Genomic DNA, 26337 nt, shown 5'->3' with positions numbered 1-26337 from the left:
GCTGCTGAACGTCCCATTTCGGAGGTTGGTCAGTGTCGGGGGTTGTCGCGGCGTTCGCCGCCCTGGTGTCCGTTGCCGTGATCGGCTACCTGATCGGGATGGGGGGCCTGCTGCGGGCCAGCGACGAGCTGGTGCTGTCGCGCCTGGCCTTCTTCGTGGCCACCCCGGCGCTGATGTTCGCCACCGTGTCCAAGGCGGACCTCCACATCCTCTTCTCGCCGGTGCTGCTGACCGAGGTGGTGGCGGTGGCGTGCGTCCAGCTCGTCTACGTGCTGGTGGCGCGGCTGGCCTGGGGCCGCGACCGCCGCGAGGCCACGATCGGCGCGCTGGCCTCGTCGTACGTGAACGCCGGCAACCTCGGCGTGCCCATCGCGATCTACGTGCTGGGCGACGGCGCGCTGGTCGCCCCGATCCTGCTCTTCCAGCTGATCGTCCTCACCCCGGTCTCCTTCCTCATCCTCGACAAGGGGGCCCGCTCGGTGCGCGCGGCCCTGCTCCTCCCGTTCCGCAACCCCCTCACGGTCGCCTCCCTCCTCGGGCTCGTGCTGGCGATCACCGGGATCTCCCTGCCCGTCCTGGTCATGCGCCCGGTCGAGCTGCTCGGCGGCGCAGCCGTGCCCGTCGCCCTCCTCGCGTACGGCCTCAGCCTGTACGGCTCCCAGCGCACCCCCGCGGCCCCCGAGGCGAACGGCGTCGGCAAGGACATCTTCCTCGCGGTCACGCTCAAGGCCTTCGTCCAACCGGCCGTCGCCTACCTGACCGCGCGCCTGGTCCTCGGCCTCGACGGCAGCGCGCTCCTGGCCGCCACCCTCTTCGCCGCCCTGCCGACGGCGCAGAACATCTACGTGTACGCGGTGAACTACGACACCGCCCGGCGCCTGGCCCGCAGCGCGGTCCTGCTGACCACGGGCCTGTCCATCCCCATCATGACCGCGATCGGCGCGGTCCTGGGCTGACGGCATGGGATCGGGAATCCGGGAAGAGGACATCGGCACCCGCATCACCCGCGGCTGCGCTGGTGCGCCCGCCGGGGTGAGGGGGTCGAGCCGGGTGTCCAGGGACCGGCGGACGGTGGAGGCGCGGGCGTACCCGAATCAGAGGGCAGCAGCGTCAGATGGTGTAGGCCTTGGTGACGGAGATCTTGGCGTCGCCGAGGAACAGCCAATCCGGTGGCGTGATGAAGCCAGGAAGTGCGGACATCTCACGGGGATTCGGGCTCACATCGGTGACCCTCAGCCGGATCTTGCCGCCCGTCACCGTCAGCGACACCTCGACGCCCTCCGCCCCCGGGGCGTGGAAGACGAATCCCGCCGGTTCGGCCTTGATGGAGCGGCCCTCGACGGTCAGCGAGCGCACCCTCGCGGTGTCCCCGTCCACCCGCAAGCCGACCGTGTCCGCTCCGCGCTCGGAGCGGATCCGGACACGCACGGTTCGTATGCCCTGCCGGGTCGTGTCCGCGAGCACCCGAAGCGAGGGCGCCGGCAGCGCGGCGGCCTTCGCCGGGCTGAGGAGCTTGGACCCGCCACCCCACAGCTCCGCCTGCGGCCGGCCGGTCGCGTCGGCGCCGCCATAGCGGCGGGCCCACTGGTCGGGCTTCTTCGAGGTCAGCCAGACGGCCTTGCCGGTGTCCGCGTCGAGGCCGTACGCCAGGCTGGTTCGCCGCGGGTGCTCCTTGTCGATCGGCTCGACCAGCAGGCCCGCCGCCACCAGAGTGATCGAGATGACCAGCGCGGTCAGCGGGACCAGCGGGGAACGCCTGCGAGGCCACACCACCTCGACCATCGGCAGCAGGAGACCGCCGAACAGGATCACCAGCGGCATGGGGGCGTAGCCCACGTACTGCAGGCCCGTCGGCAGGGTGTTCCACGCGCTGGGCAGCAGGATCAGGGCGGCGGGGACGAGACCGGCGGCGAGGACGAGGACACGCCACCGCGGCGGGCGGCGGAGCGCGGCCAGCCCGCCCAGCGCCGCCCCCAAGGCGGGCCAGGCGGCGAGGTGTGACGCTCCGGGCGACACGATGCCGAGTCCGAGACCGATCAGGGCCGCCCAGGTCAGCATCCCGAGGGCCAGTTCGGTGGTGCCGACGCGACGGCGCAGCAGCGCGTACCACGCGGCCAGGATCGTGCCCGCGAGCATCAGTACGGCGAGCCACAACAGCTCCGGCCGGTACGGCGTCGTGGTGGCAGTTCCACCGAGTTCGGGCCGGATCACCTTGAGCAGGTCCCAGAAGAAGACACCGACACCCACCCCGAGTCCGATCGGGATCGCGGCGAGCGCGGTGCCAAGGAGCGTGCGCCGCAACGTGACCACGCCGCGGCGGCGGGTCAGAAAGATCAGTGCCAGTGCCGCCAGCAGGGCGACCGCGCCCAGCAGGGTGGCCGCCCAGGCCGGATAGCGGACCAGCAGGCCGGGCGGGACGTTGAAGTAGACCAGGTCGTTCCCGGTGGTCAGCCGCGCAAGGTCGGTGCCGCCGAACGCGCGCACGAGCGCCAGCGTGTTGTCGCCCATCTGCTGCAGTGCCGCGAGATCAACGTGCGCGGGGTCGTCGAGAACGCTGTGGTACAGGGTGCCCGCGTTGGCGTAGGCGGAGTCGAGCACGGCCATCCCGCCAGGTTGGAAGGCGGTGAAGTCGGTGTCGTTGTTGAGCAGTTTCATGAGCTCGGCGTACACGGAGTCGGCCACGGGCATGGGCGCCGCCGATCCGAACATGGAGATCAGGCCGGAGTTCGGCTCCGTGCTCCGGAACATCAGCACCGGGCCCTTGGAGCCGCGCGCCTCGTTGTTGATCACCACGCTCCGCCCCTGTGCGAGCGGGTGGTCCTTGACGAACGCCTCCGAACCCAGGAGCCCGGCCTCCTCGGCGTCAGTGATGAGGAACACGACGTCGTTGCGCAACCGGGTGCCGTCCGCGACCAGCGCCCTGGCCGTCTCGATCGCGCTCGCCGTACCGGCCCCGTCGTCGTTGGCGCCCGGCCCCTCGGGGACCGAGTCGTAGTGAGCGGTGACGAAGACCCGGCCGGTGGAAGCGGTCCCGGGTATCACGGTGACGATGTTGAAGACGCGCCCGGCGGTGACGGGGTCGCCCGGGTCGTCGATCGGTGAGGTGCCCACCGCCTCGTGCACCTCGGGCCGCAGGCCCAGCCGTCGCAACTCGCCGACGAGGTAGTCCCGGACCCGGGCGTGCTCGGCCGTGCCGACGGGGTGGGGTGCGACGGCGATGCGCTCGACCTGGGTGAAGGCCCGCTGCGCGCTGAACTCCCGGACGGGGGCGTCGGCCGGGCTCACCGCGGTGGGGGTGGTGTCCCTGATCGCGCCGACGGCGATCAGCAGGAGCACGCACAGGGCCATGAGTCCGGCAGCGAGTGGGCGTCGTCCCGATGTGTGCTCGTCTGATGTCATCCTCGTCCATTCCTGTGTTTCGCGCCCCAAATGTCCCCTTGCGGTGGCATCGGGAGCATCGCGGCCGAGTATTGCAGAAAAAATGCTGCAGAAAAAATGCTGCAGCGAAAATTCCGCAATGTTGCGGAAGGTTGTAGGCTCGCGGCGTGGCGAACAGACGGGCGACCCGGCAGCTCAGTGATCCAGGTGCGCACAAGGCACTCGGCCATCCGCTGCGACAGCGGATCCTGCAGCATCTCGGCATCCACGGCCCGGCCACGTCCACCACGCTCGGCCGGGCGCTCGGCGAGAACACCGGGACGCTCAGCTATCACCTGCGCCAGCTTGAGCACAACGGGTTCATCGAGGAGATCCCTGAGCGGTCGACCGGAAGGGAGCGCTGGTGGCGGCAGATCAGCGCCGACCTGAGGTGGCCCTCGGCGGGTGAGATGGACGAGGAGTCGCAGAAGCTCCTCGACGAGATCACCGAGTTCAAGGTCGAGCAGGAGCTGGAACTCGCCCGGCGCTTCTTTCGCGACCATCGGCGGTACGGCGAGTGGGCGAAGGCGTCCCGCGGGCTCACTCACCTGACCCGGGAAGAGCTCGACGAGTTCTTCGAGGCGTACATGGAACTGCTGTCCAGATTCAGCCGCACGCCGGAAGACGCGTCGCCCAGCGCGCGGCCGGTGTTCCTCAGATTCTTCACGATGCCCGCCTCCGAAGACCCGCCGTCCTGACGCCGGCGATCAGAGGGGCGCGGCGCCGGAAAACGGCCGAGCACGGCGTCGCCATCGTCACGGGCCCCGGCCGTCCTGCTGTGGTGACTACCATGAAGGCGTGTTTCGCTCCTTGTGGAACGAGCCCCGTCCCCCCGATCCTCCGTTACGCGTCTGGCGGGACTGGGCGCTCGTAGGGGTGCTCGTGCCGCTCGCGGTGCTCGAAGGGGTCGTCCGCCCCGACCTGCCGTGGCGGGCCGTCTCCGTGACCGTCACGGTCGGGCTGGTGTTCACCCTGCTCTGGCGGCGCACCAGGCCGCTGCTGATGCTCGCGATCCCTTTCGTCACCACGATGCTGGCCCCGCTGGCGACGGGCGGTCACCGTGCCGAGACGTACACGATGGCGTTCCTGCTGATCATCGTGTACGCGCTCTACCGGTGGGGGTCGGGGCACGAGATCGTGCTCGGCTTCGGGATCATGCTCCTGTCCGTCGGCGTCTCGGCGTCCTTCTACGACCTCGCCCCCTCCGACGCGGTCGGCGCGTTCGCCGTCATCTTCTCGGCCGTCGCGCTGGGGGCGGCGTTCCGGTTCCGGGCCAGGGCCCGGATGCGCGAGCTCGACCAGGTCAAGCTGCTCGAACGCGAGCAGCTGGCCCGCGACCTGCACGACATCGTCGCCCACCACGTCTCCGCCATGGCGATCCGGGCGCAGGCGGGCCTGGCCACGGCGCCCTCGAAGCCGGAGGCCGCCATCGACGCGCTCCGCGTGATCGAGGCGGAGGCGTCGCGTACCCTTGCCGAAATGCGGGCCATGGTCCGCGTCCTGCGCCGCAACGAGCCGGCGGACCTGGCGCCCGGCCGGCGGATCACCGATCTCGAAGAGCTCGCCGGGCGCGTCCGCCTCGGCCCGTCCGTGGAGGTGGAGATGCTGGGCGACCTCGACGACCTGCCTCCGGCGGTCGACGCCGCGATCTACCGCATCGCGCAGGAGTCGGTCACCAACGCCCGGCGGCATGCCCGGCACGCCACCCGCATCCGGATCCGCGTCGCCGCCGACGACACGTCGGTGCGCCTGCGCGTCAGCGACGACGGCGAGACGGGCTCCGCGAACCCGATGCCCGGCTACGGGCTCATCGGGATGACCGAGCGCGCCGGCCTGCTCGGCGGCACCTGCGAGGCCGGCCCCGACCCCGGCCGCGGCTGGACCGTGACCGCCGTGCTCCCCCGCGCCGGGGCGGCGACGTGACCGCCCAGGACCGCGACATCCAGGTGATCGTCGCGGACGACCAGGAGATCGCCCGCACCGGGCTCAGGATGATCCTCGACGCGCAGCCCGGCATCGAGGTCGTCGGCGAGGCCGGCGACGGGCGGCGGGCCGTCGAGCTGGCGCAGCGGCTGCGTCCCGACGTGTGCCTGTTCGACATCCGGATGCCCCGCCTCGACGGCATCGAGGCCACCCGCCGCCTGGCCGGGCCGGGCGTCGCGGATCCGCTCGCCGTCGTCGTCATCACCACCTTCGACCTCGACGAGTACGTCTACGCCGCCCTCAGGGCCGGCGCCCGCGGCTTCCTGCTCAAGGACGCCGGCCCGGACCTGCTCGCCCAGGCCGTCCGCGCCGCGGCCGACGGCGACGCGCTCATCGCCCCCAACATCACGGCCCGGCTGCTGCAGACCTTCGCCTACTCCGGGCGCGCCACGCCGGCGGCGCAGCCCCGCGAGGCGCTGACCGGCCGGGAGGAGGAGATCCTGGCCACCGTGGCCCGCGGGCGGACCAACAACGAGATCGCCGACGAGCTGCACATCTCCCTCAGCACGGTCAAGAGCCACATCGCGAGCCTCATGCTCAAGCTCGGCGTCCGCAACCGCGTCGAGATCGCCATGTGGGCTTATGAGACCAAGCGCGTCAGGCTCTGATCGGGCCGATCGGCCAGGGAAGAGGTCGTACTTTCGGCCGTAGAGCGGGCGTGGCGGGTCTGGCGACACTGGTCGCGAGTCCCCCACAAGGAGAAAGCCATGAAAGCGTTCGTCCTTCCCGCGTACGGCTCACCCCTCGTCCTGACCGACATCGACCAGCCCGTGCCGGGCGACGACGAGGTGCTGGTCCGGGTGCGCGCCACCTCCGTCCAGCCCTACGACTGGCACTTCCTGCGCGGCGAGCCGTACGTCGCGCGCGTGATGGGCGGCGGCGGCCCGGGGCTGCGCGCCCCGCGGTTCAGCGTCCTGGGCGCCGACGTGGCCGGGGAGGTGGAGGCGGTCGGCAAGGACGTGACCGGGTTCCGGCCCGGCGACGAGGTGTACGCGATGCCCAAGCAGGGCGGCTTCGCCGAGTACGTGTGCGTGCCGGAGAGCGAGCTGGCGCTCAAGCCGAGGAACGTCTCGTTCGAGGAGGCGGCGGCGGTGCCGATGGCGGCAGGCACCGCCCTGCTGGCCCTGCGCGACGACGGCCGAGTCCAGCCCGGGGAGCGCGTCCTCGTCAACGGGGCCTCCGGCGGCGTGGGCACGTTCGCCGTCCAGCTCGCCAAGGTGTTCGGCGCGCACGTCACCGGCGTGTGCAGCTCCAGGAACGTGGGCCTGGTCAGGTCGCTCGGCGCCGACGAGGTCGTCGACTACACCAAGGAGGACTTCACCCGGAGCGGGCGGCGCTACGACCTGCTGCTGGACATCGCGGGCAGCCGCTCCGGCTCCGCCTGCCGGCGGGTGATGACCCGCAAGGCGACCCACGTCCTCGTCGGCGGCCCGGCCGGCCGCTGGTTCCAGCCCGCGAGCCACGTGTTCGCGACGGTCATCGCGGGGCTGTTCGTGTCCCAGCGGGTGGTCGTGACGGAGGTCGTGCCCTGCACGGAGACCAAGCAGAACCTCATGACGCTGGCCGAGCTGATCGAGGGCGGCGAGATGCACCCGGTGATCGACCGGACCTACCCGTTCGCGGAGATCCCGGCGGCCGTCAGCTACCAGGAGGAGGGCCACGCGTCCGGCAAGGTCGTGATCTCCATCTGATCCCACATCCTGGACTGATTTGTCTTAGTAAGAGAGATCTGCCCTAGAGTTCCGAGCATGACACCACTGGAGATGGTCGCGGTCCTGGCGGCCGGGGTGGCGGGCGGGGCCATCAACACCGTCGTCGGCTCCGGGTCGCTGATCACGTTCCCCACGCTGCTGGCCGTCGGCCTGCCGCCGATCACGGCGAACGTCTCCAACAACATCGGCCTGGTCCCCGGCGGCCTCTCCGGCGTCATGGGCTACCGGCCCGAGCTGAAGGGCCAGCGGGAGCGGCTGCTCAGGCTGGCCCCGGCCTCTATCATCGGCTCGCTGGCCGGCGGGCTGCTGCTGCTCACCCTGCCCGAGAGCAGCTTCAACGTGATCGTCAGCGTGCTGATCGCGCTGTCCTGCGCGCTGGTCCTCATCCAGCCCAGGCTGAGCCGCCTGCTGTCCACCCGGCCCGGGCGCGCGCACGGCGGGCCGTGGCTGTGGCTGGGCACGCTCGCCGCCGGCGCCTACGGCGGCTACTTCGGCGCCGGCCAGGGCATCCTGCTCATCGGCCTGATGGGCATCATGCTGAACGAGGAGCTGCAGCGCATCAACGCGGCCAAGAACGTGCTCGCCCTGCTGGTCAACTTCACCGCCGCCGTCCTGTACATCCTGGTCGCGGACGTCGACTGGCTGGCCGTGCTGCTGGTGGCGGCGGGCTCGGCGATCGGCGGCTTCCTCGGCGCGCGTCTGGGCCGCAAGCTGCCCGCCCCGATCCTGCGCGGCGTGATCGTCTGCATCGGCGTCGTCGCGATCGTCAAGCTTCTCGCTCAGCCGTAATACCGATATTCGGACGGAGAGTACGACAGGATCATCCGGTGAGTTATCGGATTATCCCCCCATTCGTCGCGTTGCTCATGGCGTCGGCCTGCGCGCAGCAGACCCCTGCCCCCACCCCCAGCGCTCCCCCTTCGACCACCGCCGCCGCGAGCCCGAGCGGGACGCCCCAGGACACCCGCCCGGCGCTGGCGGAGACGCGCAGCACCATGACCCCCGACCTCAAGGTCGAGGTCGTCGGGCTGAACCGGGTCAAGGCCAAGCACCTGGTGGCTCAGCTCAGGCTCACCAACACGGGAGCGGACAAGAAGCTGCCGTGGACGGGCGAGATGGGCGACAACACCCGCCCGCTGGGGGAGATCCGCTGGGCTTCGGGCATCGGCGTGCTCGACGCGCCGGCCCGGGTCTGGATCCTGCCGTACAAACCGGCCGACTTCCCCTGCCTGTGCACCGACCAGGACCGCGACGGCCTCGCTTACTTCATCGACCCCGGCGAGTCGATCAACGTGTACGCCGTCATGCCCGCCCCCTCAGGAAACCCCGCCGCCGCCACGGTCGTCACCCCGGTGGGCCCACCGATGCCGGACGTGCCGATCAGCGACGAGCCGCCGGTCACGCCGCCCGGCACGACGATCCCCGATCCGGACGCCGAGCCCGTCACCACCGTCGTTCGCCCGCTCGTGACGCCGTCGGAGTCGCTGGACGGATCGGAGGAGACGGCCGACGACGGCAGGGACCTCCAGGTCAGCCTCTCCGCGGATGTGCTCTTCGCGCTGAACAAGGCGACGCTCACCGCCAAGGCCAGGGCCGTGCTCGCGCGTACCGCCAAGCTGGTCGACGCTTCGTCCGGTTCGTCCGTACGGGTGGAGGGGCACGCGGACTCCTCCGGCGACAACGCCATCAACGACCCGCTCTCGACGCGCCGCGCCGAGGCCGTGCGCAAGGCGCTGTCCGCGCTCGTCACCAGGCAGGGCGTCGGCTTCCAGGCCAAGGGGTACGGCTCCCGTCGCCCGCTCTACGGCAACGACACCGACGAGGGCAGGCGGCGCAACCGGCGGGTCACGGTGACGTTCGCCAGGCCGCAGGTCGCCGCAGCCGAGCAGCCGACCACTCCGGCCGCGACCGACGCCCCGGGCGCGACAGGGCTGACCGGCACGGGGAAGGCGGACGGCCAGCCGATCTCCATGAAGGTGACGGGGCTGCGCCGGCTCACCGGCGGCCTCGGGCTGCTGACCTACCGGATCAAGAACGATGGGTCCGCCGAGGCCTGGTTCAACGAGTTGCACCAGGCGCAGGACTGGATGTCGTTCAAATATCGCGCGGCCTTCAACGTGCGGCTGACCGACGTGGCCGCCAGGAGGCGGTACCTGCCCGGCCGCCTCCAGGTGCCGGCGGAGAGCGGCGGCGTGGACGCATACTGCGCCTGCACGGATGTGTCCGGGGTGCGGCTCAGCACCACGAAGTTCGGGCCGGGCGCGGAGAAGGAGTTCTGGGGGCTGTTCGAGCTGCCCGACAGCGCCACGACAATGAGCGTCAAGATCGGGAGCTTCCGCGACCTCCAGGTTCCTGTCCGGTAGCCGCGCTCAGCCGGACAGCCCGAAGAAGAACGCGGCCGGGATCAGCGCCACGACCAGGGCGGCGGCCCACCACCGGGGAGCGGGGCCGGCGCGCAGCACGGCGACGCCCAGCGGCACGAACGCGACCGCCAGCCCGGCCAGCGCGACCAGCGAGATCGGGTCGCTGCTGCCCTTGAGCACGCCCAGCGGCAGCCCTGCCGCCAGCGCCAGGCAGACGCACCGGATCACGCCGAGCGCCCTGGCACGGTAGGCGCCGACGGCGAGCACGATCCAGCCGGCCATGATGCAGACGTTGACCGCCTTGAACACGTGAAAGGCGCCGTAGGTCATGCTGACCGCCTTTTGGGCCGACGCCAGGCCGAGGGCGTCCACCAGGTGGAAGGCCAGGTGGCTCACCCCGGCGTGGAAGACCCGTCCGAAAAGGCCGAGGATCACCAGCGTGGCGCCCCATTGCGCCCAGCCGGGGTGCGAGCTCCTGATCAGGCGGGCCAGCGAGGTCACCGCGGGCCACAGGAGCACGACCCCGGCGGCGTACAGGCTGTAGGACAGGACCATCCGCTCCGGGTGGGCGGCGTAGGCGGCGAGCTGGTCGGGGAAGAAATCGCCCTCGCCCGCCCGGATGAGCACCCCGGCGAGCAGCAGCGACGGGCCGAGCACCAGCCCGGCGCCCTCGACCCAGCGCCCGGGAAGCGTGTGCGTGATCGTCATGCCACCGATCCAAGCGGCGGGCGCGCCCGCGCACACGGGCGCTGTCGCGAGAACCGACGGTAGAGCCAGCACTACCAGGATGTAGTCTGCGTAGTTTTAGTACGACCGAATCCTGCGACAGAAGGGACCAGGCACGTGCCCGACGATGCCGGCCTCCAGGCACTACGCGAGGCGGCGCGCCTGTCTCCGGACAACCTCCCGCTCCGTCGGCATCTCGCCGAGCAGCTGCTGGCCAAGGGGTACCTGGCCGACGCCGAGGCCGAGTTCCGCGCCGCGCTCCTGCTCGCGCCCAAGGACCCGGACATCTCTGCGGGGCTGGCGGAGGCGTTCGTCCGGCAGAGCGCCCACGGCGCGGCGCTCTCGGCGCTGGAGCCGTTCCTGGCCTCGCCCGGCTACCCGCCGCGGATGGGCGTGCTCGCGGCCAGGGCCCTGCTCGGCGAGGGCGACTTCGGCCGGGCGGCCTACCGCTACCACGAGGCGGTCTCCCGCGACGCGTCCGTCGCCGACCCCGAGCTGGCCGCCCGCCTGACCACCCCGGTCGCCCCGTCCGTGCCCGCGGCGCCCGCCCCGTACGCGACGACCCCGGCGGACGCGCCCTCCGGCGCGGAGGTGGAGAAGTCGAAGGTCACCTTCGACGACGTGGCCGGGATGGACGCGGTCAAGGAGGCGCTGCGGGTAAAGCTGCTGCTGCCGCTCCAGCAGCCCGAGCTGTTCGCCGCGTACGGCAAGCGCGCCGGCGGCGGCGTCCTGATGTACGGCCCGCCCGGAGCGGGCAAGACCCACCTGGCCAGGGCCGCGGCCGGCGAGCTCGGCGCGTCGTTCGTCAACGTCGGCCTGTCCGACATCCTCGACATGTACGTCGGGTCGAGCGAGCGCAACCTGCGCGCCACGTTCGAACTGGCCCGCCGCAACCGCCCGTGCGTGCTGTTCTTCGACGAGGTGGACGCGCTGGCCGCGCGCCGCTCCGACATGCGCCAGGCCCACACCCGGCAGCTGGTCAACCAGTTCCTGGCCGAGCTCGACGGCGTGGACCAGGACGCCAACGAGGGCGTCCTGGTGCTGGCCGCCACGAACGCTCCCTGGTACATCGACGTGGCGTTCCGCCGCCCTGGCCGCTTCGACCAGCTCGTGTTCGTGCCGCCGCCCGACCCGTCGGCTCGCGCGGCCATCCTGCGCCTCCTCTGCCGAGACAAGCCGCTGGCCGAGATGGACTTCGACGCTGTGGCGCGGGTGACCGACCACTTCGTCGGCGCGGACCTGAAGGGCGTGGTGGACCGCGCGGTGGAGGTCAAGCTCCAGCAGTCGATCAGCGCCGGCCGGCCCATCCCGATGAACACCCACGACCTGCTGGCCGTCGCCCAGGTCACCAGGCCCACCGCTGTGCGCGAGTGGCTGGCCACCGCGCGCAACTACGTGCTGCACGCCAACGAGTCCGGCGCGTGGGACGAGCTGATGCCCTGGATCAAGGGCAAGCGGTGAACCCACGCGAGTCGATCCAGCGGGCGGGCACGCTGCTGCAGATGCGCCGCCCGGCCGACGCGGAGCGGGAGCTGCGCGGCGTGCTCGCCGTCATGCCCGAGCACTTCACCGCGTTCTCGCTGCTCGGCCTGGCCCTCGTCCAGCAGGGCAGGACCGCCGAGGCCGTGTCCGCGGCCCAGGAGGCGGTACGGCTGGCGCCCGACCAGTCGTACCCGCACTACATGGCCGGGCAGGTCTACCTCCGCATCCAGCGGCCGGACCTGGCCGTCACCGCCGCCGAGACGTCGCTGGCGCACAACCCCGAGTCGGCGTCGACCTGGGAGCTGCTGGCCCGCGCCCACCTGCGGCTGGGCCAGTACCGTCAGGTGGTCGAGGCGGCCCGCCGGGGGCTGGCCATCGATCCGCAGGAGTCGGACCTGGTGAGCCTCCTGGCCATGGCGCACGTCCAGCTCGGGGAGGCGGAGCAGGCCAGGGCCGCCGCCGCGGACGCCGTACGGCTCGATCCGGAGAGCGAGACCGCGCACCTGGCGTACGGGCACGCGGCGCTGGCCGCCGGCGACACGAAGACGGCCGCCGCGGCCTTCCGCGAGGTGCTCCGGCTCGACCCCGGCTTCGACCCGGCCAGGGACCTCCTCGTCACGGCGCTCAAGCAGCGCAACCCGCTCTACCGGATCCTGTCGAACCTGCGCGGCCGGTTCCTGGGCGGCTGGCGGATGGTCCTCCTGCTGCCCGCGGTGCCGCCGCTCATCGCCGTGTTCGTCCTCATCGCGGTGCTGCACTGGGCGGCGTGGGTGGCCGAGGCGGTGACCGTGCTGCGGCTGGCCCGCGCGAAGGCGACCAAGCTGCTGTTCGAGGGCGTCGAGGCCCGCGTGGCCATCGCGAGCTGCGCGCTGCCGGCCGCCGGGGTGGGCGTGCTCGCGCTGGGCATCACGCTCGGCCAGGACGCGCTCGGCATGGCGGGGGCGGCGCTCATGGCGCTGGTCACCCCGGTGCAGGAGGCCACGCACACGGGCTCGGCCCGCGGGCGCCGCGTGCTGTACGGCTGGACGGGGCTGCTCGTGGTCGCGATCGTCGCGTCCGTGCTCCTCGGCTCGCCGAGCGCCGCGCTGCTGGCCCTGTACGCCGGGATCGGCACGATCTGGGTGGCCGCCGGCGTACGCCGGTTGTTCCCCGCTCCCGAGCGCCAGCCTGCCCGGTGAAACTTTCAAGCATTCTGCCTGGTCACAGCCATAGAACCCACGGTGCGTTGACGAGCGTGAAGACGGCGGCCGAGCATGACGCCGCGTTCTCCCTCTCCGAAAGGCACCCCCATGCACTTGTCCAAGGCGATGACGGCCGCCCTGGCCACGCTGGTGGCCGGAGCGGCAGTCGCTGTCGCGGTGACCACCGCCGCCCCGGCAGGCGCGGCCGCCGGCACGGGCACCGGCTACCTGCACACCAGCGGCAACAAGATCGTTGACAGCATGGGCGCGACCGTGCGCCTGACCGGCCTGAACTGGTTCGGCATGGAGACCGACAACCGGACCTTCCACGGCCTGTGGTCGAGCACTCCCTGGAAGGGCCACATCGACAAGATGGCCTCGCTGGGATACAACACCATCCGCGTGCCGTACTCCAACGACGCGCTCAAGTCCGGCGCCACGGCCACCGGCATCAACGACTACGTCAACCCCGACCTGATCGGCCTGTCGCCGCTGCAGATCCTGGACAAGATCATCGCGTACGCGGGCGGCAAGGGCATGCGGATCATCCTCGACCGCCACCGCCCGACCGCCGCGGGCCAGTCCGCGCTCTGGTACGTCGCCGCCACGCCGGAGAGCACCTGGATCAACGACTGGAAGGCGCTGGCCCAGCACTACGCCAACAACCCCACCGTCATCGGCGCCGACCTGCACAACGAGCCGCACGCCGAGGGCACCAACCCCAACGCGACCGGCTCCTGCTGGGGCTGCGGCGACCAGGCCCGCGACTGGCGGCTGGCCGCCGAGCGGGCCGGCAACGCGGTCCTTTCGGTCAACCCCAACTGGCTGATCTTCGTGGAGGGCGTGAGCTGCCCGAGCGGCGGCCTGTCCAACGTATGGGACGGCGATCCCACCAACGACGAGGACTGCGGCTGGTGGGGCGGCAACCTGTCGAAGGCGGGCCAGTACCCGGTACGGCTCAACGTGGCCAACCGCCTGGTCTACTCGCCCCACGACTACGCGACCTCGGTCTACCACCAGACCTGGTTCGACGCCCCCGACTACCCCGCCAACCTGCCGGCCATCTGGGACAAGTACTGGGGCTACCTCTACAAGCAGAACATCGCGCCGATCATGATCGGCGAGTTCGGCACCACCCTGGCCGCGAACGTGGACAAGATCTGGCTGCAGGAGCTCCTGAAGTACACGGGGACCGGGGTGAACGGGATGTCGTTCACCTACTGGTCGTGGAACCCGAACTCCGGTGACACCGGGGGCATCCTCAACGACGACTGGACCACCGTCAACCAGGCCAAGCAGGCCATCCTCCAGCCGTACCTGATCCCGCCGACCGGCGGCACCGGGCAGCCCTCCGACACGCCCACGCCCAACCCTCCCGGGCAGTGCACGGTGACGTACAAGCAGACGGGCTCCTGGCAGGGCGGCTTCCAGGGCGAGCTGACGGTGAAGAACACCGGCACCGGCACGATCAACAACTGGGCCGCCACCTGGACGTTCCCGTCGGGGGTGACGCTGGTCAACGGCTGGAACGCGGTCGTGACCCAGTCGGGCACCACGTGGACCGCCAAGGGCCCCGACTACGCCAAGAACCTCGCCCCCGGCGCGTCGGTCGCCGTCGGCTTCACCGCCAACGGCGCGGCCGCCCAGCCCACCGGCGCCACCTGCTCCTGACCCTTCCCACCGTCACGGGCTCCCGCCGTCGCGAGCTCCTGACCCTCCGCCGTCGCGGGCGGACGCGCTCCCGCCCGCGGCCCCCGAACGAGCGCCCGCCCCGCGATCCACGACCGAGCACCGCGGGGCGGGCGCTCGCCTGCCCTCCCCAAAGGGACGGCAACCCCCTACGGAGGGAAGGAGGGTTGACCACGGGTCCCACGTGGTGGATAACGGATTCCGACAAAGGGAGTAAACCTGCACTGTTACGGAGACCCCGATGGCAAGCGCGGCTTCTCCCGCATTGGTCGGGCGCGACACCCAGTTGCGGCTGCTCACCGGCGCCATCGCGGAGCCCCCCTCCGTCATCCAGGTGCAGGGTGAGGCGGGCATCGGCAAGACCAGGCTCGTCAGAGCGGCCATCGACCCCCTGCGTCAAAGCGGGCGAACCGTGCTGCTCGGCCACTGCCACCAGATCCGCGAGCCGCTCCCGTACGGCCCGGTGCTCGACGCGCTCCGGGACGTCGCCCCGGCGCTCCCACCCCAGGACCGGCTCAGCCCGCTCACCGGCGTCCTGCGCGGTCACCTGCCCGAGCTGGCCGGCCACCTCCCGCCCGCCCCCTCGCCGCCGGCGTTCGACGACCCGCGGGCCGAGCGGCATCGGCTGTTCCGGGCCGTCCACGCGCTGCTGGCCGCGGCCGGTCCCGTCGTCCTCGTCGTGGAGGACCTGCACTGGGCCGACGACGGCACCCGTGACCTGCTGCGCTTCCTCACCGACCAGCCGCCCGACGGGCTGGCGCTGGTGGTGACGTTCCGACGGGAGGAGCTGCCGGTGCCGGGGCTGCCGTTCGGGCACGCGTACCGGCGGACTCCCGGGGTGCGCGGCGAGGTGATCTCGCTGACCCCGCTCGACGTCGAGGGCGTGCGCAGCCTCACCGGCGCGCTGCTCGGCCGGTCGGCGCCGACCCCCGAGTTCGCCGCCCGGCTGCACGAACGCACCGCGGGCGTGCCGTTCGTGATCGAGGAGGTGGTGCGCTCGCTGCTCGACGACGAGGGCCGCTTACCCGAGCCGGACGCGCTCGACCGCATGGCCGTGCCGCTGCTGCTGCGCGAGGCGATGGCCGAACGGCTCGCCGGGCTGTCACCGGCCGCGCTGCGCGTCGTGCGCGCCGCCGCCGTCCTGGGGCTGCCCGCCGACGAGACCTTGATCGCCGCCGTCTCCGCGCCCACCCCGTCCGAGCCCGGGCTGGGCCAGGCGCTGGAGGCCGGCGTGCTGCTCGAGCACAAGGACGGCCAGTACGGCTTCCGCCACACCCTCGCCCAGCAGGCCGTCTACGACACGATCCCCGGCCCCGAGCGCCGCCAGATCCACCACCGGGCCATGACCGCGCTGTCCGGGCTCGACCTGCCGCCCCTCGTCCAGCTCGCCCACCACGCCCGCCGCGCCGGCGACTACGCGGCCTGGCAGCGCCACGGCGCCGCCGCCGCCGACCACGCCGCCGCGCTCGGCGACATCCCGCTCGCCGTCGAGGTGCTCGAAGGGCTGCTCGCCGACCCCAAGCTCCCCCACGACGCCCGCGGCCCGCTGGCGCTCAGGCTCAGCAGGGTAGCCGCCATCGGCCTGTCCCACCGCCGCGTCGTACGCATCCTGCGCCACCTGCTGTCGGACGACTTCCTGTCCCCGCAGGTACGCGGCCAGGCCCGGCTCAACCTGGGCGTGCTCCTGTCCAACCAGGCGGGCGCGGTCGCCGCCGGCCGCCAGGAGATCCTGGCCGCGCTCCCCGACCTGCACGACAGCCCCAGCCTGGCCGCGCGCGGGCTGGCCCTGCTGGCGATGCCCGCGTGGGGCGGCGAGCCGCTCTCCATGCACCAGGAGTGGATGGTCCAGGCGGAGAAGCTCCTCGACGACCGCGACCCCGAGCTGACCGCCGCCGTGCTGGTCAACAAGGTCACCTTCGCCATGCTGATCGGCGCGCCCGACGCCTTCGAGCTGGTCGGAGAGCTGCCGGTCAACGACCCGGCCCCGGCCGTGCGCCGCCAGGTGGCACGCGGCTACTCCAACCTGTACGACGCCGCGGTGGCGCTCGGGCACTACGCGGCGGCCGAGCGGTTCGCGGACCAGAGCAGGCGCATCGCCGAGGAGACCGGCGCGCTCTACCCGGAGTTCCTGCTGGAGATGTCGTCGATCCGGCTCGACCTGCTGACCGGCCGCTGGAAGGGGCTGCGCGAGCGGGCCGTCGCCGCCGTCGAGATGTCCTTCGAGGCGCCGCTGCTGGCGGTGGACGCCCGGCTGACGCTCGGCATGCTGGCCCTGGCCAGGGGCGAATGGGACGAGGCCGGCGAGCACCTGGAGGCGGCCGGCGTACGCGACCTGGACTCGGGCTTCCTGCCCGTCGCCGCGGCGGCCTCCGGCGGGCTGGTGGAGCTGCACCTGACCCGCGACTCGCCGGAGTCGGCGCTGCGCGAGGCCGATCTGGCGGTCGGCAGGCTCCGGCGCAAGGGCGTGTGGGTGTGGGGCGACCAGCTCGTGCCGGCCGCCGTCCTCGCACTGCTCAAGGCGGGCAGGCGGGGCGCGGCGGCGGACCTGGTGGCGGAGTTCGCGGCGGGGATCGAGGGCAGGAACGCGCCGTCCGCGGAGGCCGGGCTGGACGCCGCCAGAGGGGCGCTGGCCCAGGACGCGGAGGAGGCGGCCCGCCACCACGCCAGGGCCCGGAGCGCGTATGAGGCGATGCCGCGGCCGTACGGCGCGGCGCGGGCGGCCGAGGCCGAAGCGGTCGCGCGGTTCGCGTTCGGCGACCGGGCGCGGGCCGCCGACCTCGTCGCCGACGCGGGCGAGCGGTACGCGGCGCTCGGCGCCACCCACGACGCGGCCCGCTGCCGCCACCTGCTGCGCGAGATCGATCCGACCGGGGCGCGGCGCAGGGGCCGGCGGGGCCGCAGCGGGGTGCTGTCACCCCGGGAGAGCGAGGTGGCCAGGCTGGTCGCGCTCGGCCGGACGAACCGGGAGATCGCGGAGGTGCTGTTCCTTTCGCGCCGCACGGTGGACACCCACGTGGCCAGGGTGCTGCAGAAGCTCGGCGTGCGGACGAGGGCGGACGTGCGGGAGCCCCGGCCGGACGACCGGCCGGGGCTCGTGGAGAGCTAGACGGTGATGCTCCAGGAGTCGATGAAGCCGGTGTCACCGGCGTAGACGTCCTCGATGTCGAGCACCCAGGTGCCCGCCGCCTGCTGGCTCACCGGGACGGAGAACGTCCTGGTGCCGTACTGCGTGCAGGTCGTGCCGCCGTACCTGTCGACCGCGTACCACGTGCCGCTCGGCCCGCGTACCCAGATGTCGAGGTCCTCCGCGCACGTGTGGCTGATCGTGATCGAGATCCGGACCGGTGAGGTCGCGGTGCCCGTCGCGGTGGAGGTGATCGAGCTCTGGGTGTTGTTGAAGTCGGTGATCGGATAGTTGGTGTCGTTGGTGAACGTCCGGCCGCCTGAGGTGGTCTGGACGGTCAGCGCGTACGTCGCCGTGTGCGTGCCCGTCACGCCGGTGCCCGTCACCGTGACGGTGTAGCTGCCGGCCGGAGTGGTGGGCGCGGTCGAGATCGTCAGCGTGGACGAGCCGCCCGAGGTCACCGAGGCCGGGTTGAACGCGGCCGTGGCGCCGGTCGGCAGGCCGCTGGCCGACAGGTTCACCGTCTGCGCGGTGCCCGCCGTGGTGGCCGTGCCGACCGTGGACGTGGCCGCCGAGCCCGCCTGCACCGTGCCGGACGTCGGGCTGAGCGAGATCGAGAAGTCACGCGTCGGCGGGTTCGAGCTGACGGTGAGCGCGTACGTCGCCGTGTGCGACGTCGAGCCGGTTCCCGTGACGGTGATGTTGTACGTGCCCGCCGCCGTCGACGAGCCGACCGAGAGCGTCAGCGTCGAGGAGTTGCCCGAGGTCACCGACGACGGGCTGAAGCTCGCCGTGGTGCCGCTGGGCAGCCCGGACGCGCTCAGGGTCACGGTCTGGGCGCTGCCGGAGGTGGTCTGCGTGCCGACCGTGGCCGTCGCCGAGCCGCCGGGAGCCGCGCTGCCGGAGGTCGGGCTGAGCGAGATCGAGAAGTCGCTGGTCGAGGTGCCGCACGCGGGCTCGCCCGAGGCCGCCGCCACGCTGACCGCGCTCCACGCCGCCTTGGTGGTGTTGCACTGGGCGCTGTTGGCGCCGAACAGCTCGATCGCGGCCGCGACCGAGGCGGCGCGGATGTTCGTGTACCGCCAGGACGAGGTCTTGCGGGCCAGCGCGCCCATGTAGATCTTGCCGGCGTTCTGGATGCCGACACCGGTGACCGACGAGGGACCGCCGGAGCAGATCGGGCTGGACGGCTTGCCGCCGCCGGGGTTGTTGCCCTCGGCCAGCAGGTAGAACCAGTGGTTCAGCGGGCCCGCCGCCGCGTGCACCTCGGTGCTCGGGATCGAGGACGAGTAGCAGTTCGGGTCGCCGAGCGCGCTCGGGTTGTACATGTTCCGGATCGGCCCGTCGCCGACCAGGTCGACCTCCTCGCCGACCAGGTAGTCGGCCGGGTCGTTCGGGTTGGCGGCGTACGCCTCGGTGAGCGCGCCGAAGATGTCACCGGTGCCCTCGTTGATGCCGCCGTTCTCGTTGCCCGATCCGGCGCCGCCCGGGGTGGTCTGGAAGATCGCGTGCCCGAACTCGTGCGCCACGACGTCAATGGGGGTCGCCTGCCGGGCGTTGTCCTGGCTGTGGCCGAAGTTGGTGTAGCTGCCGTTCCAGTAGGCGTTCACGTCGGCGAGCCCGACCCGCGCGGGGAAGCCGCGGCCGCTGCCGTTGATGCCGCTGCGGCCCAGCCAGTCGCGCAGCATGTCCCACTCGCGCTGCACGCTGTAGAGCGCGTCCACGCAGGCGGTCTCCAGGTTGGTGCCGCCGGCGTTGCCCCACGCGTCGTCGGTGCCGGTGTAGGCGCTGCCGTTCTGGCCGCCGCACTGGATGCCGGGCCTGGACGTGTCGGTCATCGAGTACGAGCTGCCGGAGCCGCTCGTCCCGATGGTGACCTGGCCGTAGTAGTAGCCGTTGCCGGTGCCGGCGCGTACGAGGTCGTACGAGTCGGCGATCTCACCGGTACGCGCGTCCACGAACACGTGCTGGATGCTCGGCTTGCCGTCGGAGATGCCGCTGACCGTGGCGTCCCAGGCCAGCCTCGGCTTCTCGCCCCAGGCCAGGACGACCAGGCGGGGCGCCGCGGTGTCGTCCACGCGCGAGAGCTTGGTCCTGGCGACCTCGGTGGCCTTGGCGGCGCTGACCGTGGCCCTGGTCGGCACGTCGCCCGGGGTCGGGCCCGTCGCCGCGACCGTGTCCCGGACGTTCCCCGCCGCGTCGGTGACCACGACGGCGTCGCCGCCGACCATCGGCAGGCCCTTGTAGGTGCGCTCGTACGACACGTAGAACATGTCGGCCGCGCCCGGGGTGACCGCCACGCGGCTGTAGGCCTCGTCGGGGCCCCGGGTGAGCTCGTCGAGCTGGCTGGAGACGGCCTTGTCGGCCACCTGTGCGGCGAGCGAGGCGGGGTCACTCACGCGCGCCGTCTGCTGCTGCTGCGGTGCGGCTCCCGGAGGGGCGGCGTTCGCGGGCGGCGTCTGTAACGCCAGGGTCGTGGCCGTGGCCACGCCGACGACCGCCGCGAGTAAGGCTTTGCGTTTCACGGCTGTGCTGCTCCTTTCGAAGATCTCCCTCGGGGTCGGCGCGCTTCGTGAGCGCACGACGGCCCGCGCGCCGCACGGGGATCGCCTCGGCGGCGGGATTGCAGGGAGATTGGGGGGTGGAAGCTAGCAGTGCTGTTGCGCCTTGATGCCGCGACGCTAAACGGTCACTCCCGACTGGGAAATACGTATACGCATCGGTAGGTATACCGATAATTCCGTTTCAACTGCTCAGTTGGGGGACAATCGGGGCGTGCAATTCGGCATCCTGGGCCCGCTCCAGGTGCGCTCCCCCGGTGGCGAGCCCCTGGCGATCGGCGGTCCGCGCCCGCGTGCCCTGCTCGCGTTGCTGCTGCTCGACGCCGGGCGCATGGTGAGCGTCGAACGGCTCATCGACGGCCAGTACGGCGACCGGCCGCCCACGGAGGCTGCCAACGCCATCCAGGCGCAGATCTCCCGGCTCAGGCGGAGCCTGCCGGCCGGCCTGATCGAGTTCCACGGGGCGGGATACCGGCTGGCGGTCTCGCCGGACGACGTGGACGCGCACCGGTTCGAGCGGCTGTCCCGCGAGGGGCGCAGGCTGCTGGCGGCCGGTCGATTCCCGGGAGCCGCCTCCTCGCTGAGGGAGGCCCTGGAGCTGTGGCGGGGACCGGCGCTCGCGGACGTGGCCGACGCGCCGTTCGCGGGGCCGCAGGCGCTCCGGCTGGAGGAGCTGCGGGTGTCGGCCATGGAGGACCTGATGGAGGCCGAGCTGGGCCTGCCCGAGGGCAGCCCGGTGGCCGCGCTGCAGGACCTGGTGGCCGCGCATCCGCTGCGCGAGCGGCCACGCGGGCTGCTGATGCGCGCGCTGGAGGCGGCGGGGCGGCCGTCCGAGGCGCTGACGGTCTTCGACGAGACGCGCCGCCTGCTCGCCGACGAGCTCGGCACCGACCCCTCACCCGAGCTGGCGGCCCTGCACCTGGCCATCCTGCGCGCCGAGCGGCACCAGGTCCGGCGGGTCGCGCCGCCGGCCCAGCTGAACCGGCTCGTCGGGCGGGAGGAGGAGCTCGCGCGGCTGGCCGCCCTGAGCGGCGTCCGCCTGGTGACGCTCGTCGGCCCCGGCGGCATCGGCAAGACCCGCCTGGCCATCGAAGCCACCCGCCTCCTCCACCCAGGGCCGGCCACCACCGACGAACGCCCGGAGACGCCCACCACCGACCGGCCCCCGGGCACGACCGCCGCTGACGGGGGTGCGGTGCGGCGTGCCCGGGAGGCGTGTTTCGTGGACCTGTCGCTGGTGGACGGGACCGGGCAGGTGGCGGGCGCGGTGCTGGCGGCGCTCGGGTTGCGCGAGTCGGCGCTGCATGGGCTCCCCGACCCCACCGAACGCCTGGTGGCGGCGCTGGCCGAACAGGAGCTCCTCCTCGTCCTGGACAACTGCGAACACGTGCTCGCCGAGGTCGCCACGCTGGCCCGCCGCCTCCTCGCCGCCGCCCCCGACCTGATGATCATGGCGACGAGCAGGGAGCCGCTGGGCATCACCGGCGAGCACCTGGTCCCCCTGGCGCCTCTGCCCACCGACCCGGCCGTCACGCTGTTCGCCGAACGGGCGGCGGCCGTGCGGCAGGAGTTCGCGGTCGGGCCCGGCAACCTGGACGCCGTCCAGCGGATCTGCGCGGCGCTGGACTGCCTGCCGCTGGCCATCGAGCTGGCGGCGGCCCGGATGCGCACGTTCGGCGTGGAGGAGATCGCCACCCGGCTGGCCGAGCACGACAGGTTCAGGCTGCTGTCGCGCGGCGACCGTACCGCCCCCACGCGCCACCAGACGCTGCACGCCATCGTGGAGTGGAGCTGGAGCCTGCTCGACGCCGAGGAGCAGGCGCTGGCCAGGCAGTTCTCCGTGTTCGCCGGGGGTGCGAGCCTGGAGGCGGTGGAACGGGTGTGCGGCGCGGACAGCGCCGACCTGCTGGCCGATCTGGTGGACAAGTCGCTGGTCGAGACCGACGGCGAGCGCTACCACATGCTCGACACCATCCGCCTGTTCTGCGCGGAGCGGCTGGCGGAGGCGGGCGAGGAGGACCGGCTGAGAGCGGCCCATGCCGCCTGGTTCCTGGAGTTCGCGCGCCGCGCCGACGGGCACCTCTACAGCGCCGAGCAGCTCCGGTGGCTGGCCCTGCTCTCGGCCGACAACGCGAACCTGCAGGCGGCACTACGGTGGGGCGTCGAGCACGACCCGCCGGGGGCGGCGCGGCTGGTGTCGGCGCTGGCCATGTACTGGTGGCTCAGCGGGCGGCGGGGGGAGGCGACCCCGCATGCCGTGCGCCTCCTCCAGGCGACAGGGCCCGAACTGGCCGAGGAGTACGTGCTGGTGGTGCTGCACGCCGTACCCGACGCCGGATCGCCGCACTGGAAGCAGGCCCGCGCGGTCATCGAGTCGCTCGACGGGCCGATGCGGTGCCCGTTCGGCCCGGCCTTGTGGGGAATGATCGCGGGGCCACCCGAGCCGCAGGCGCTGGCCGGGCGAGTGTTCGCGTCCGACCCGTGGAGCAGAGCACTCGAACGGCTCGGCCGCGCGCTGCTGGCGCTGATGAGTGGCGGGGTCGCGGTAGCGGAGCAGGAACTGGAGTGGGTGCTCGCGGAGTTCGGCTCCATGGGGGAGCGCTGGGGCAAGGCGCAGGGCCTCGACTGGCTCGGGGTGATCGCGAGCTGGCGCGGCGAGTGGGGACGGGCCATGGCACTGTGGCAGGACGCGGTCGCCCTGCTGGAGGAGCTGGGCGCGGTGGAGGAGTTGGTGGACGTGCTGGGCCGGCGGGCCGACGCGCGCCTGCGGGCCGGCGACGTCCGGACGGCACGCGCCGACTCCGAGCGGGCCGGGGAGCTGGCGCGCCGGCTGGGGAGGCCGGAGCTGGTGGCGGCGGTTCACTTGCAGCTGGGCGAGATCGCCCGGTCCGAGGGCGACCTCACAGAGGCCGGCCGCCTGCTCGACGCGGCCCTGGCCGCCTCGGGGAGCGGGGCGTTCACGTCCACGGGGTTCAGGTCGCACGTACTGACGGCGCTCGGCCGCCTGGCCGAGGCGACCGGCGACGCCGCCGAGGCCACGCGCCGGCACGCGGAGGCCCTGGCCATGGCGCTGAAGTCGCCGCTGACCACCGACCTCGCCGACGCCGCGGAGGGCCTGGCGGGCCAGTGCCTGCTGGACGCCGCGGAAGACCCGGCGGGCCGGCGGCTGGACGGCGCGGCGGCGGGCAGCGGACCGGCGGAGCGGGCGGCGGTGCTGCTGGGTGTGGGGGTGGCGCTGCGTGGCATGGCCGTGGCCGGGGATCCGGACGTCGCCAGGATCGCCGCCGCCGCCACGGAGCTCCTCGGGCCGGCGGGATTCGCGGCGGCGTACTCCAAGGGGGCGTCGATGAGCAGGGACGACGCGCTCGCCACCCTGATCGCGACCGCGAGCCCGGACCGCTGACCCAGCCGCTGACCCAGCCGTTGACGGGGCCCGCCCCGGCTGTCAGCCGGCAGTCGCCCCGCTGTCAGCGGCGCTCGCGAAGCTGACGGACATGAAGAACACCAACGTCCTCATCTCCGGCGCCAGCATCGGCGGCCCCGCCCTCGCCCTCCTGCTCTCCCGCTACGGCTTCAACGTCACCGTCGTCGAGAAGGCCCCGTTGCTGCGCCCCGGCGGCCAGGCCGTCGACTTCAAGGGCCACACCCACCGCACCGTCCTGACCCGCATGGGGGTGCTCAAGGACATCGAGGCGCTCCAGACCGGCGGCAGCGACCAGGTGATCGTCGACGCGGACGGCCACAAGCTGACGGTCATTCCCGGCGAGTTCACCGGCGGCGAGATCGAGATCAAGCGCGGCGACCTGTCCCGGGTCTTCTACGAGCGGACGGCCGCGAGCTGCGAGTACGTCTTCGGCGACTCGATCACCTCGCTCACCGAGACCCCCGGTGGCGTGCACGTCACCTTCGAACGCTCCGCCCCCCGCACGTTCGACCTGGTGGTGGGGGCGGACGGCATCCACTCCAACGTCCGCCGCCTCGCCTTCGGCCCCGAGGCCGACTACGTGAAGCACCTCGGCTACTACTACGCCCTGGTCGACGTCGAGGGGGAGTTCGGCACGGTCGCGAAGATGTACAACGAGCCCGGCAGGATGGCCGCCGTCGGCGGGCCGAAGGCGCCCGCGTTCTTCGTCTTCGCCTCCGAGCGCCTCGACTACGACCGGTACGACATGCGGCAGCAGAAGGACCTGCTGACCCGCGCCTACGCGGGCATGGGCTGGCAGGGCCCGGCGCTCATGGAGGCGGTGCGCCGCTCCCCGGACGTCTACCTCGATTCCCTCAGCCAGGTCACCATCGACCGCTACAGCCAGGGCCGCGTGGTGCTGCTCGGCGACGCCGCGTACGGCAACACCCTGGCCGGCTTCGGCACGGGCCTGGCCGCGGTCGGCGCGTACGTGCTCGCGGGCGAGCTCAAGCGGGCCGGCGGCGATCACCGCGTGGCCTTCGCGCAGTACGAGGAGCAGATGCGCGGATACGCCAAGGTCGCCAAGAACGGCAACGCGGGCCCCTTCCTCGCTCCCCGCACCAGGAAGGGGATCCGGATGCGGAACTGGATGTTCAAGTACGGCTTCCTGCTCGGTTGGATGATGAAGATGACCGACAAGTTCGCGAACGACATCACGCTGAAGGAGTACTGAACCTTTCGCGCGTCGGCCGCATCCAACCCACACATGAACAAGATTCAGCAGCTTGCCGCCCTGTCCGTGCTGCCCGTCGCCGCGGTCTTGATCGCCCTCCCCGCCCAGGCCGCGGAGCGCCCCGCCTGCCCCGTCCCGACGAAGGCTGAGGTGAAGCGGTCGGGCGACGACAAGGTCGACCAGCCGGCCAGGGGCGCCACCGCCATCAAGGGGGTCCGCGTCAACTACATCCCGAAGGGCTTCACGTACGGCGGGGTCGTCATCAGCAAGCACGACGGCATCAGCGAGTACGGCTACCAGTGGGGGGACGACCGCCCCAACGCGGACATCAAGCAGCGCTCACTCTGGGTCAGGGTCGTGTGCTGGCCGAAGGCGAGCAAGCCGGCGCAGCTCAAGAACGGGCCGTTCGACATGGGGACGTTCTCCGGCGACACCGAGACCGTGAAGATCGGCGGCCGCCAGGTGCTCACCCAGGAGGGTGACGGCGCGCTCGGCGACGGCCGGTACGCGGGCTGGGTCGAGCGCAAGGGAGTCGTCGTCACCGTGATGGCCAGCACGCCCCTCGTCCCCGAGCTGTCGAAGATCATCGAGGGGATCAAGCTCTGAGCAGGCCGACCCCGCCGTCGATGCGCAGCTGCGGGGGGCCGTCCAGAAGGGGGATGTGGGGCTCGTCGTCGCCGAGGTGCCAGTCCTGGACGGGCACCAGGCCCGGCCCGATCAGCTCGAACCCGTCGAACAACTCCAGCACCTCGTCCCGCGTCCGGAACCGCGCCTGCGCGGGAGTGCCCGCGGTCGCCATCGTGAGCTGGGCGATCGCCTCGGGGGCGCTCTCCGCCATCCCGTGGGTGGCCACCAGACAGCTGCCCGGCACCATGCGCTTCCTGAAGGCGGCCACGATGCCGCCGGGGTCCTCCTCGTCCATGACGTAATGGAGCACCCCGACCATCAGCACGCACACCGGCTGCTCGAAGTCGATCAGGCCGGTGACGCTGGGGTCGGAGAGCACGTCTTCGGGGCGGCGCAGATCGGCCTGGATGCTGGCGATGCCCGGCGAGTCGGCGAGCAGCACCTGCGCGTGCAGCCGCACCACCGGGTCGTAGTCCACATAGACCACCCGGCAGGCCGGGTTCACCGAGCGGACGGTCTCGTGGATGCTGGGCGAGGTCGGGATGCCGGTGCCCAGGTCGATGAACTGCCGCAGGCCCTGCTTCGCCAGATGGCGGACGGCCTCGACCTGGAACCTGCGGTTGGCCCTGGCGACCAGACGGGTGTCCGGGGCTACCGCGAGGAGTTTTTCCGCCACTGCCCGGTCGACCGCGACGTGGTCCTTGCCGCCGAGCAGATAGTCGTACACCCGGGCGGAGCTGGGAACCGTCGGGTCCACTCCGGGCGGAACGCGTTCTAGCTCGGTCACTGGGGGCCGTCTCCTTCCACGCGTGCGACTCCGAACGCCATACTACTC

General features: G+C 72.3%; 18 protein-coding genes. 14 read left to right on the top strand and 4 right to left on the bottom strand.

The features are described from left to right. The first annotated feature begins 32 nt into the window (after positions 1-32). Positions 33-956 carry an AEC family transporter gene (locus tag ACWDRB_RS25885; protein WP_449897579.1) on the top strand — a complete coding sequence of 308 codons (924 nt, stop codon included), beginning with the start codon at positions 33-35 and terminating at the stop codon, positions 954-956. A gap of 154 nt (positions 957-1110) precedes the next feature. Here ACWDRB_RS25885 and ACWDRB_RS25880 read toward each other — a convergent pair whose 3' ends face one another. After that, entirely contained in the window at positions 1111-3336 is a 2226-nt protein-coding gene (locus ACWDRB_RS25880; RefSeq protein ID WP_449897577.1) for a M20/M25/M40 family metallo-hydrolase, read from the bottom strand. A gap of 209 nt (positions 3337-3545) precedes the next feature. Between ACWDRB_RS25880 and ACWDRB_RS25875 the strand changes: the two genes are divergently transcribed. The 6 genes from ACWDRB_RS25875 (at position 3546) to ACWDRB_RS25850 (ending at position 9475) form a co-directional block, all read left to right on the top strand. Beyond that, positions 3546-4115, top strand: coding sequence for an ArsR/SmtB family transcription factor (locus ACWDRB_RS25875; protein ID WP_449897575.1), 570 nt, complete (start codon positions 3546-3548; stop codon positions 4113-4115). Between the two features lie 100 nt (positions 4116-4215). Continuing rightward, positions 4216-5340 carry a sensor histidine kinase gene (locus ACWDRB_RS25870; RefSeq protein ID WP_449897572.1) on the top strand — a complete coding sequence of 375 codons (1125 nt, stop codon included), beginning with the start codon at positions 4216-4218 and terminating at the stop codon, positions 5338-5340. Continuing rightward, a complete protein-coding gene (locus ACWDRB_RS25865) occupies positions 5337-6008 on the top strand; it encodes a response regulator (protein ID WP_449897570.1) in 672 nt (223 codons plus the stop codon). Before ACWDRB_RS25870 ends, ACWDRB_RS25865 begins: the two co-directional genes overlap by 4 nt. Positions 6009-6107: 99 nt before the next feature. Then, complete coding sequence (locus tag ACWDRB_RS25860; protein ID WP_449897568.1) at positions 6108-7091, top strand: NAD(P)-dependent alcohol dehydrogenase; 984 nt, start codon at positions 6108-6110, stop codon at positions 7089-7091. A gap of 57 nt (positions 7092-7148) precedes the next feature. Continuing rightward, positions 7149-7901 (top strand): sulfite exporter TauE/SafE family protein, encoded by a 753-nt coding sequence (locus ACWDRB_RS25855; RefSeq protein WP_449897566.1) that lies wholly within the window; start codon positions 7149-7151, stop codon positions 7899-7901. 38 nt (positions 7902-7939) lie between these two features. After that, entirely contained in the window at positions 7940-9475 is a 1536-nt protein-coding gene (locus tag ACWDRB_RS25850) for an OmpA family protein (RefSeq protein WP_449897564.1), read from the top strand. 6 nt (positions 9476-9481) lie between these two features. On the opposite strand, the gene ACWDRB_RS25845 is transcribed toward ACWDRB_RS25850, so the two are convergent. Continuing rightward, on the bottom strand, positions 9482-10183 hold the full coding sequence (locus ACWDRB_RS25845) for a hypothetical protein (RefSeq protein WP_449897561.1): 702 nt from the start codon (positions 10181-10183) through the stop codon (positions 9482-9484). Between the two features lie 135 nt (positions 10184-10318). Here ACWDRB_RS25845 and ACWDRB_RS25840 point away from each other — a divergent pair, with 135 nt between their 5' ends. The 4 genes from ACWDRB_RS25840 to ACWDRB_RS25825 all read left to right on the top strand — a co-directional run bounded on the left by ACWDRB_RS25840 (position 10319) and on the right by ACWDRB_RS25825 (position 17659). Beyond that, on the top strand, positions 10319-11662 hold the full coding sequence (locus ACWDRB_RS25840) for an AAA family ATPase (protein WP_449897559.1): 1344 nt from the start codon (positions 10319-10321) through the stop codon (positions 11660-11662). Continuing rightward, entirely contained in the window at positions 11659-12861 is a 1203-nt protein-coding gene (locus tag ACWDRB_RS25835) for a tetratricopeptide repeat protein (RefSeq protein ID WP_449897557.1), read from the top strand. Before ACWDRB_RS25840 ends, ACWDRB_RS25835 begins: the two co-directional genes overlap by 4 nt. Before the next feature lie 111 nt (positions 12862-12972). Next, positions 12973-14535: a cellulase family glycosylhydrolase gene (locus tag ACWDRB_RS25830; RefSeq protein ID WP_449897554.1), complete on the top strand. Its 1563-nt coding sequence runs from the start codon at positions 12973-12975 to the stop codon at positions 14533-14535. A 259-nt stretch (positions 14536-14794) separates the two neighbouring features. Continuing rightward, positions 14795-17659, top strand: a complete 2865-nt coding sequence (locus ACWDRB_RS25825; protein ID WP_449897551.1) for an ATP-binding protein — start codon at positions 14795-14797, stop codon at positions 17657-17659. On the opposite strand, the gene ACWDRB_RS25820 is transcribed toward ACWDRB_RS25825, so the two are convergent. Next, positions 17656-20202 (bottom strand): M4 family metallopeptidase, encoded by a 2547-nt coding sequence (locus ACWDRB_RS25820; RefSeq protein ID WP_449897548.1) that lies wholly within the window; start codon positions 20200-20202, stop codon positions 17656-17658. The genes ACWDRB_RS25825 and ACWDRB_RS25820 overlap by 4 nt on opposite strands. Positions 20203-20452: 250 nt before the next feature. Here ACWDRB_RS25820 and ACWDRB_RS25815 point away from each other — a divergent pair, with 250 nt between their 5' ends. From ACWDRB_RS25815 to ACWDRB_RS25805, 3 genes are all read left to right on the top strand, one after another. After that, positions 20453-23641, top strand: a complete 3189-nt coding sequence (locus ACWDRB_RS25815; RefSeq protein WP_449897545.1) for a BTAD domain-containing putative transcriptional regulator — start codon at positions 20453-20455, stop codon at positions 23639-23641. Positions 23642-23732: 91 nt separating this feature from the next. Further along, positions 23733-24875, top strand: coding sequence for an FAD-dependent monooxygenase (locus tag ACWDRB_RS25810; protein WP_449897543.1), 1143 nt, complete (start codon positions 23733-23735; stop codon positions 24873-24875). Between the two features lie 33 nt (positions 24876-24908). Then, a complete protein-coding gene (locus ACWDRB_RS25805) occupies positions 24909-25481 on the top strand; it encodes a hypothetical protein (protein ID WP_449897541.1) in 573 nt (190 codons plus the stop codon). On the opposite strand, the gene ACWDRB_RS25800 is transcribed toward ACWDRB_RS25805, so the two are convergent. Continuing rightward, the gene (locus ACWDRB_RS25800) at positions 25471-26289 is read right to left on the bottom strand and encodes an SAM-dependent methyltransferase (protein WP_449897539.1); all 819 of its coding nucleotides are present in this window, start codon (positions 26287-26289) and stop codon (positions 25471-25473) included. The genes ACWDRB_RS25805 and ACWDRB_RS25800 overlap by 11 nt on opposite strands. Positions 26290-26337 lie beyond the last annotated feature (48 nt).

The sequence above is a fragment of the Nonomuraea sp. NPDC003707 genome, assembly GCF_053587055.1.
This window is presented reverse-complemented; position numbering and strand designations above follow the sequence as displayed.

Bases quoted from the DNA above. Each gene is read 5' to 3' on its own strand.
- ACWDRB_RS25860 (WP_449897568.1), top strand. From the start codon at position 6,108: ATGAAAGCGTTCGTCCTTCCCGCGTACGGCTCACCCCTCGTCCTGACC.
- ACWDRB_RS25855 (WP_449897566.1), top strand. From the start codon at position 7,149: ATGACACCACTGGAGATGGTCGCGGTCCTGGCGGCCGGGGTGGCGGGC.
- ACWDRB_RS25845 (WP_449897561.1), bottom strand. From the start codon at position 10,183: ATGACGATCACGCACACGCTTCCCGGGCGCTGGGTCGAGGGCGCCGGG.
- ACWDRB_RS25830 (WP_449897554.1), top strand. From the start codon at position 12,973: ATGCACTTGTCCAAGGCGATGACGGCCGCCCTGGCCACGCTGGTGGCC.
- ACWDRB_RS25825 (WP_449897551.1), top strand. From the start codon at position 14,795: ATGGCAAGCGCGGCTTCTCCCGCATTGGTCGGGCGCGACACCCAGTTG.
- ACWDRB_RS25810 (WP_449897543.1), top strand. From the start codon at position 23,733: ATGAAGAACACCAACGTCCTCATCTCCGGCGCCAGCATCGGCGGCCCC.
- ACWDRB_RS25805 (WP_449897541.1), top strand. From the start codon at position 24,909: ATGAACAAGATTCAGCAGCTTGCCGCCCTGTCCGTGCTGCCCGTCGCC.